Annotated in this window: 7 protein-coding genes; 1 reads left to right on the top strand and 6 read right to left on the bottom strand. The window is 69.8% G+C overall.

The features are described 5' to 3' along the window. Positions 1 to 612: hypothetical protein (locus tag AAGI91_14340; GenBank protein MEM1043792.1), on the bottom strand; the 612-nt coding region annotated here is incomplete at its 3' end. Positions 613 to 675: 63 nt separating this feature from the next. Next, complete coding sequence (locus AAGI91_14335; protein ID MEM1043791.1) at positions 676 to 948, bottom strand: hypothetical protein; 273 nt, start codon at positions 946 to 948, stop codon at positions 676 to 678. Between the two features lie 590 nt (positions 949 to 1,538). On the opposite strand from AAGI91_14335, the gene AAGI91_14330 reads away from it, so the two are divergent. Continuing rightward, a complete protein-coding gene (locus AAGI91_14330; protein ID MEM1043790.1) occupies positions 1,539 to 1,958 on the top strand; it encodes a hypothetical protein in 420 nt (139 codons plus the stop codon). Between the two features lie 132 nt (positions 1,959 to 2,090). On the opposite strand, the gene AAGI91_14325 is transcribed toward AAGI91_14330, so the two are convergent. From AAGI91_14325 to AAGI91_14310, 4 genes are all read right to left on the bottom strand, one after another. Continuing rightward, on the bottom strand, positions 2,091 to 2,507 hold the full coding sequence (locus AAGI91_14325) for a PIN domain-containing protein (GenBank protein MEM1043789.1): 417 nt from the start codon (positions 2,505 to 2,507) through the stop codon (positions 2,091 to 2,093). Between the two features lie 2 nt (positions 2,508 to 2,509). Beyond that, entirely contained in the window at positions 2,510 to 2,758 is a 249-nt protein-coding gene (locus tag AAGI91_14320) for a DUF6364 family protein (GenBank protein MEM1043788.1), read from the bottom strand. A 63-nt stretch (positions 2,759 to 2,821) separates the two neighbouring features. Beyond that, on the bottom strand, positions 2,822 to 5,212 hold the full coding sequence (locus AAGI91_14315) for a UvrD-helicase domain-containing protein (GenBank protein ID MEM1043787.1): 2,391 nt from the start codon (positions 5,210 to 5,212) through the stop codon (positions 2,822 to 2,824). Positions 5,213 to 5,343: 131 nt separating this feature from the next. Beyond that, positions 5,344 to 8,454 carry an amylo-alpha-1,6-glucosidase gene (locus AAGI91_14310; GenBank protein MEM1043786.1) on the bottom strand — a complete coding sequence of 1,037 codons (3,111 nt, stop codon included), beginning with the start codon at positions 8,452 to 8,454 and terminating at the stop codon, positions 5,344 to 5,346. Position 8,455: the final 1 nt, after the last annotated feature.

Raw genomic sequence — 8,455 nt, 5'->3', positions numbered from 1 at the left:
GTCTTCCATCGAGCGCACGAGCTCGACGATGTCGGCCGGCTCCTCGACGCCGAGCTCGCGCTGGAGCACCTCGAGCTTGGCGTAGAGCCCCTGGAGCTGCTGCACCGGGTCGCCCTCCTCGACTGCCGCCATCGCGGCCTCCGTGACTTCCTTGTCCCGGTAGAGCTCGGTGAGCTGCTCCTGCATCGAGCGGACGAGGTCCACGACATCGTCGGCCGACGACACCTTCAGCTCGCGCTGGATCATCTCGACAGCGCGGCGCAGTTTGAGGGCCTCCCCAGACTCGGCGGGGGCCGCGCTGGCTTGTTCTTCGCCGGTGTCGTAGAGGTCGGAGAGCTGAGCCTCCATGCTGTCGATGAGGGCCACGAGGTCTTCGCTTGTGTCCACGCCGTAGCGTTCGCGCAGGCGGTCGCGGTCGAGGTAGAAGGCGTAGAGCTCGCCGGCGATGCGCTCGTACTGGCTGGGCTTGTCGCCCTCAGCGGCGTATTCCTTTTCCCGGTAGGAGTCGATCAGCTGAAGCTCCATCGAGCGGACGAGCTCAACGATAGCTTCGGGCTCGGACGTGCCCAGCTCGCGCTCGAGCAACTCCAGGGGCGCTCGCGATTCTGTCATAGGTGAAATGGGTGTTCGTAGCAAAAAGGGACGTGGAGGCGGACGCTCTGGGCGGATGCCGGCTCAGTCGGCCGGGGCGTCGTAGAGCGCAGCAAGCTGCTCTTCCATCGAGCGCACGAGGTCGGTGAGCTCGGTCGCCGAGGTGACACCGACAGCGGCGTACAGGGTGGGAAGGTCCGCAGGCCTCTCCTCGGCCTCGGCCTGGGCTGCTGCGCCACCGTAGAGCTCGGCGAGCTGCCCTTCCATAGAGCGTACGAGGTCGAGCAGCATGACCGGGTCGCTTGTACCGAAGGCATCTGTGAGCAGCGCTGGGTCCTGGGTTGAAGTATGAGTCATGAAAGCGCAGGTAAGCGGGGCAAAGGACGAGGCCGGCACAGGCGTGCCAGTCGGCAGGCATGGGCCTCTTGCGTGTGGGGCCCGCCGCATACAAGCGGTGGACCAAGGTGGTCGGTCGCGCACCGCCTGCGTCGAGGGCGTGCGCCTCGCCCTGGCGCCCTCCGCGCCGGGCAAGCCCCGGGATCCGTCGCTCCTACCTAGCTTTTTTGACCTTATAGATGAACGGCACCAGGTTTCTGCACGTTGCTCCACAGCCACCACGGGCTGGGCGGTTTCCACCTCGGCCCTTCCGAAATCTACTGGCCCCGTTTTCAGCCAGCCGATGAGGGCCAGAACGATTCGAACGTTTCTACCAGTTTCGAGGGGGAATCTACCCCCCGACCCCTGTCCACCCGAGGCCGCGTTCGCTGCGGCGTTCGCGCTCTCCAGCCCGCCCGTGGAGGCTGCAGCGATTCGAACGTTTCTACCGATTCCCAGGGGAAATCTACCCCCCGACCCCTGCCCACCCGAGGCCGCGTTCGCTGCGGCGTTCGGGTACCGTCTTTGCTAGGGAGACGCGCATCGCCCCCATTGATCTCAGCGCCGTGACCATGCTGACTGCTCCCCTCATCCAAGACGTCCTCACCGACCCTCAGATCGACGCCGCCTGGCAGGAAACGCTCGCGGGCTGGGAGGACGCCGTCCCCTCGCAAGTCAAGGCGACCCTCGCCTACGCCCGGGGCCTGCGCAACCAGGTACTCCAGCTCGCCCGCGACGTGGACGACGACGCCGACCTCGAACGGATGCTGGCGCTCCACTACATCGAGCTCAAGTGCCAGTGGACGAAGCTCAACGCGCTCGTCCAGTACCGCCTCGGCGCCGCGGGCGAGGTGCGCGAGGACCTGATGTACCGCGCGTCGTGCGTGAGCCAGCTGCTGGCCATCATCGAGCCCCTGCTGGACCAGCAGGACGTCGACGGGTTCACGGCCGTCCTCGCCGAGCCCATCGGCACGATGCGCCAGGCCGCCTAGCGAAGCGCGAGGCCGTCCGCGGAGGGATCGTTCACCCCACCACCTGCAGCCGGGCGAACTTGAGCTTGAGCTTCTTCTGTCCGACGGCCTGGAAGAACACGGTCGCCCTCAACGGCACAGAGACGAGGGGCTTTAGCCGGCGTCCTGTTGCAGCGCGGCTCGCAACTCGCTCGGTGTGTAGACGGAGAGCGACGCCCTCGTGAAATCTGCGACATTGCGGGTGACGACTCCTTCTGCCCCGGCGTGGCGCGCAGCCTCGTGCAGCACGGCATCCTCGAAGTCGCCGAACGGCAGGGCGAGAGCATCTTCGAGCACGGCCCGCGTCACCGGGGCCACTTCGAAGAGTCGGAGCAGCGTCCCAACGTGTCCACGCGTCTCTGCATCGCCCAGCGTCTTACGGGCGACGTAGTGGATCGTCGTGAGCGTCGTCGCTCCGAGCAGCCCGTCTAGATGCCCCCGTTCCACCTGCCCGAAGAGCCAGGCGGCATCGGCCGCATGGGGCTGACGCTTCAGTAGCACGTCGAGCACCACATTGGTGTCGAGGAGCACCCTCACTGGTGCTTCTCTTCGAGGTAGGCGTGATGGTCCTCCTCGCTGACCTCCGCACCGGCTAGCGCGCCGATGAGAGAGCGAGTGAGCGGCGGCAGCGGCTCCTCTTCAGGAGCTTCGCCCGGATGCTGCGTGAGCGCCCGGAAGTACCCCGCGACGAGCTTCGAGACCGACGTGCCCCGACGCCGTGCAAGTGCCTTCGCCTCGCGGATGAGCTCTTCGTCGAGCCGGAGCGTGAGCTTGGTTTGCATGGTATCGTGCTTCTGGCGTACAGATTTCACGCTCGTGTACGTCGAACTATCATAGCCGAGTTCCTACCCCACCACCTGCAGCCGGGCGAACTTGAGCTTGAGCTTCTTCTGCCCCGCCGACTGGAAGAACACCGTCGCTGCCGCCCGCTCGCCTCGGCCTTCGACGGCGAGCACCTTGCCCTCGCCGAAGGTCGGGTGCTCCACGAGGACGCCGGGGACGATCTCGGCCTCGCCCTCGTCGTAGACGATCCGCTCCCCCTCGGGCTCGGGCGCGCGCTTCGGGCGCGAGCGCTTCGGCTGGTCCGGGCGGAGGCTCTGGCGGTAGTAGTGCGGGTCCATCTCGCCGAACGAGCCGGTCGAGCCGCCCTTGACCGAGAACCGGCCCTTCTTGCCGGAGAACGAGCGCCCGGCCTCGGTGCGGATCACGTCGTCGACCTCGACCTCGTCGAGGAAGCGGCTGCGGATGCCGGGCTGCTGCTCGCCGAAGCGGTAGCGGCTCCGGGCGTACGACAGAAAGAGCAGCTCCTCGGCCCGCGTCACGCCGACGTAGAACAGTCGCCGCTCTTCCTCTAGCTCCTTGGGGTCCTGGGCGGCGACGGCGAGCGGGAAGAGCCCATCCTCTATCCCGGTTACGAAGACGACCTTGAACTCCAGCCCCTTCGAGGCGTGGAGCGTCATCAGCGTCACCCGGTTGGGGTCGCCCTCGTCGGCGTCGGCGTCGGTGACGAGCGACACCTGCTGCAGGAACTCGGAGAGGGTCGGCGTGTGCTCCGGCCCGGCGGCGTTGCCGAACTCGGCGATCGCGGAGATGAGTTCCTGGACGTTCTCCCACCGGGCGAGGCTCTCGACGGTGTTCTCCTCGCGGAGCGCGGCGAGAAGGCCGCTCTCGGCGAGGAGGTCGCGCGCGATCTCGTCGGCCGGGGCCGTTCCGGCCTTCGCCGCGTGGCGGCCGATCATGAACGTGAAGCCTTCGATGGCTTTGGCCGCGCGCGGCCCGACGCCGGTGTCGCCTGCCCGCTCGAGCGCCTGCCAGAGCGTGAGGCCTTCGGCGGCGGCAAACCGCTCGACGGTCTGCATCGTCTTGGCCCCGATCCCGCGCGTCGGGTTGTTGATCACGCGGCGGATCGAGGCGGCGTCGTTGGGGTTGACGACGAGGCGGAGGTAGGCGAGGGCGTCTTTGATCTCGCGCCGGGAATAGAACGACAGCCCGCCGACGATGCGGTACGGGATGCCGCCGCGCCGGAGGGCCTCCTCCAGCGAGCGGCTCTGGGCGTTCGTCCGGTAGAGCACCGCCGCCTCGCGGTAGCCGACCCCGTGGCGGACGTGGAGGTCGCGGAGCCGGCGCTCGACCTTCTGCGCCTCGTCGCGCTCCGAGAGCGCCTCCATCAGGACGACGTGCTCGCCCTCGGCGTTGTCCGTCCAGAGGTCCTTGTCGAGCTGGTCGGCGTTGTGCTTGATGACGGCGTCGGCGAGGCGGAGGATGCGGCCCGTCGAGCGGTAGTTCTGCTCCAGCCGGATCGTGGTCGCGGCAGGGTAGTCTTTCTGGAACGAGAGGATGTTCTGGATGTCGGCCCCGCGGAAGGCGTAGATGCTCTGGGCGTCGTCGCCGACCACGCAGAGGTTCTTGTGCTTCGCGGCCAGCATCCTGGCGAGGCTGTACTGGGCGTGGTTGGTGTCCTGGTACTCGTCGATGTGGAGGTATTTCCAGCGGCCCTGGTACTGCTCCAGCACGTCGGGGTGGTGGTGGAACAGCTCGATAGGCTTGATCAGGAGGTCGTCGAAGTCGAGGGCGTTGGCGCGGCGGAGGGCGTCGTTGTAGGGTCCGTAGACCTTCGCCGCGACCTCCTCGAACGGGTCGGCGGCGAGGCGGGCGTACTCCTGCGGGCTGACGAGGCCGTTCTTGGCCCCGCTGATGCGGTTGCGGATCGAGCGCGGCGTGTAGCGCTTCGGGTCGACGTTGTAGCGGCCCAGGACGTTCTTGATGATGTTCTCGGAGTCCGCCGTGTCGTAGATCGAGAAGTCGCGCGTGTAGCCGAGGCGCTCGGCCTCGCGGCGGAGGAGGCGGGCGAAGACCGAGTGGAAGGTCCCCATCCAGATGCCGCGCGCGTCGGCCTCGCCGACGAGGCGGACGACCCGCTCGCGCATCTCCTTCGCTGCCTTATTGGTGAACGTCAGCGAGAGGATCTGGCTCGGCCACGCCTTCTTGGCCGCGAGCAGGTAGGCGATCCGGTGGGTCAGCGTCCGCGTCTTCCCGCTCCCCGGCCCGGCCACGATCATCACCGGCCCCTCGGTCGTGGACGCGGCCTCGCGCTGGACCGGGTTGAGGCCGTCGAGGATGTCGGCCGCCGCAGCTTCGGCAGCCGCGGGGTCGGCAGGGGCCGGGGTCGGCATCATCGGATCCGACGCCATCGGGTCGGGCGTGGCGGGCGTGCTGGAGAGGGTAAAGGAGCGCATAGGCTGGAGGGGTGAGAAGGCGGGGCGCGAGGTGCCTGTCGGATGATAGCGACGAATGACGAGTAGCGAGCTACGAATTTCGAGCAGGCACCCTCTCGCTCCCCATCCGCGCTTTCGACCCTCCGTGCCGCTCAGCCCTCCACGCGGGCGCTCAGCACGTCGAAGATGTTGGGGTCGCCCTCGTTGACCTTCCCGCCGCCGACGCCGTCGTCGGCCCTCTGGCGGACGGAGCGGAAGGCGCCGACGTCGCCGCTCTCGTCGTTGGCCCCGACGAGGAGCGTGACGCCCGCGCCGCGCTCGAGCTCGGGCAGGACGAACTTCGGGAGCGAGAACGTGACGGCCCCCTCCTCGGCCGAGACGAGCGCGCCGCCCATGTCGCCGAACTCGCCGAGCACGCGGCCGCGCGCGTCCTCGATCCGCAGCCCGTCGCCGACGAAGACGATGAACTCGAACCCGCTCGAGGCCGGGAACCGGTAGCCCGAGTTGCGCCCCACGTCGGTCTTCCCGCCCTCGGCCGTGTCGAAGGCGAGAGCGACGAGCGCGGGCTGGAACCCGAGCGCGGCGGGGTCGGCCACGTCGGCGAACTCGATGCGGACGTACTGCGTCGAGTCGTCCTGGGTGATTTCGAGGTAGCTCACGTCGAGCGTGCGCTCGGGGATCGTGGTCGGGTAGGTGTAAGTCGCCGTCGTCCCCCAGTCGTCGCCGTCGGGGTCGGTGCGGGTGAGGATCGGGATCGAGAGCGGGTTGGTGCGGCTGACCTGGGGCGGGCCGAGCACGCGCGAGCGCTTGACCTGGCGCATCACCGGGTACTCGGCGCGGAGGTTGGGCTCGGCGAAGGCGAATTCCGCGGCCTCGGGCACGGCGTAGCTGCTGTCGGCCTGCACGGCTTCGCCGTCGACGGTGACGGCGTCCGCCGAGAGCGTGACGGCGACCGAGTCGAGGGGGACGACGAGCGTGTCGCCCTGCACGCGCGCAAGCGGCACGGCCTTCATCTGCCCGAACGCTCGCACCCGCACCGTCGCCCCGCGCGGCAGCCGCCCCGAGGGCACGAGGCGGACCGACAGCTCGCTGCCGCTCTGCTCCATCGTGGCCCGTACCTCGCCGTCGTCGAGCCGGAACGTCGCCGTCGTCTCGCCCCACGACTCCGGCAGGTGCGGTTCGAGGGCGACCGTGCTGCCGCTCCGGTAGCGGATGCCCGCGTAGTCCTGGTAGGCGTTGCGGATGAACTCGGCGAGGGTCCACGGCTGCACGGGCGCGCCGCCGAGGTCGGGCTCGCTCTCGCCCTCGCGCGGGTGGGCGTCGAGGTTCTCCGCCGCCGCGCCGACCACGCCGCGGTCGAGGATGAGCCGCTGGAGCGCCTCGGTCTGGGCGTAGGCTTCAGCCGTCGCCCCTTGCTCGACGAGGAGCGAGACGAGCGGGCCGGTGAGCCACGTCCACACCGTGCCGTCGTAGCGCGCCGCCGCCGGCTCGTAGAAGTCGGAGGCGTTGAGGTAGGGGTAGAAGAGCGAGTCCGACTGCGGCAGCGTCGAGACGCCGTAGGGGTAGACGAGGCCGGCCGTCAGACGCGCGAGGGCGCGGCGCTCGGTCTCGGGGTCGAGGTCGAAGGCGCGGAGGGCGAGGAGCGCGCTCGGGCGAAGCTGGTCGCTCGGCTGCCCGGTGGCAGAGACGAAGTCGGCGACGCGGTCTCCGTCGACGAACGCCTGCTCGAAGCGGCGCTGGAGGACCGCCGCGCTGTCGCCGTAGGCCTGCGCCGAGGTCGGACGTCCGCTGATCTGGCCCATGACGCGCGCGATCGGCTGCATCGCCCGGAGCGCTTCGTAGAACCGTCCCTGCGCCTCGACCGACCGGTTCGTGCGCGGCACCCGGCCCCGCCCGTCGAACGGCTGCACCCAGGTTTCGCCCGCCCGGTTGCTGATAAACCCGTCCGGCGAGGCCGTGTCGCCGAACAGACCGCGCGTGGCGAAGACCGTCCGCGTCCAGAACTCGGCCGTGTTGTCGGTGATGAGCGAGCGGTCGCCCGTCGTGCGGAGGTAGTCGCCGACGGCACCGATGAAGACCGGCGTGGCGTCGACCGTCGTGAACTGCGGCTGGCCGCCCGCGAACTCGTTCGGGACGCGCCCGAAGCGGTCGATCCGCCGGTCGCGGCGCTGCGCCCGGCCGAAGGTGGTCAGGAGCGCCCGCGCCCGCTCCCACTGGCCTGTCGCAAGAAACGCTCCCTCCAGCGCAGCCAACGTTGAGCGTCCGCGCGGGTTGTCGGCCCCCGGCAGGCCGGAGACGAGCCGGAGGCCGGTCGAGTCCTCGACGACGAGCGCGTCGAGCGAGAGCCGCGCCCAGTCGAAGGCCCGGTTGAAGGCCTCGTCCTCGGTCCGAATCGCAGGGCCGCCGAGCGCCGAGGCCAGCCGCTCGACCTGCCGGTCCCGCAGCCCCTCGCGCTGCCGCAGCACTTGCCGCACCGCCGCCGCCGCGTCCTCCGGTGTGTTGCCCGTCGCAAACGCGACGGTGCCGGGTGTGGCGAAGCGGACCGCCCCGGCGGCGAGGCCCCGCTCACGGATGCCGAGGGCGTCGGTGACCTCCGCCGTCCTCGTCCGCACGGTCCCGTCGGTCGCGGCCACGGCGAGCCAGACGGGGCGCGGGCTGCCCGCGCGCGGTTCGAGGTAGTTGCCGCGGGCGATGAGGAGGGCGTCGCCCTGAGCCTGCACGCTGTACTCCGCTGCTCCGCGCCGGTCCGTCACGAGCGGCCGGAGCTCCAGCGTCCCGACGCTGTCGGCGACCTCGACCAGGAGCGCGCCGTCCACGAGCGCGACGGTCTCGGTCAGTTCGCTGAGCGCCGGCCCGCGCACCGCCCGAAGCAGCCCGGCGAAGAAGCCCGACGAGTCCGCCTGCCGGTAGGTCCGCGCCGCGAAGTCCGGCCGCACGACCCCGCCCGTGACGTGGCCCGGGCCGACCCCGACCGAGTCCTCGACGAAGTGCCACCGCCAGCCGCTGAGCATCCGAAACCCGCCGACCGTGAGGCCCATCGCCGGGTCCGTCGGTACGCCTGCGAGGGCGTCGAAGAAGTAGGTCCCGGTCCGGTCGGTGAAGACGAACGACCGGTCTGCAGTGGAGTCAGCCTCGACAGCGAGGCGAGCGAGGGCTGCCGGTTCGCGGTCGGCTACGCCGCTCGGCACGGCCGCGTCCTCGCCGCATCCGGCCAAGAGTGCAAGGGCTACGAACAGCAGGGCGAAGGGGACAGAGCGAGTCACT

The organism is Bacteroidota bacterium (genome assembly GCA_038746285.1).
Classification (GTDB): Bacteria; Bacteroidota; Rhodothermia; order Rhodothermales; family JANQRZ01; genus JANQRZ01.
This window is presented reverse-complemented; position numbering and strand designations above follow the sequence as displayed.

What these genes read in the sequence shown, in the direction of transcription:
- AAGI91_14335 (MEM1043791.1), bottom strand. Translation starts at nt 948, where the DNA reads ATGACTCATACTTCAACCCAGGACCCAGCGCTGCTCACAGATGCCTTC.
- AAGI91_14330 (MEM1043790.1), top strand. Translation starts at nt 1,539, where the DNA reads ATGCTGACTGCTCCCCTCATCCAAGACGTCCTCACCGACCCTCAGATC.
- AAGI91_14320 (MEM1043788.1), bottom strand. Translation starts at nt 2,758, where the DNA reads ATGCAAACCAAGCTCACGCTCCGGCTCGACGAAGAGCTCATCCGCGAG.
- AAGI91_14315 (MEM1043787.1), bottom strand. Translation starts at nt 5,212, where the DNA reads ATGCGCTCCTTTACCCTCTCCAGCACGCCCGCCACGCCCGACCCGATG.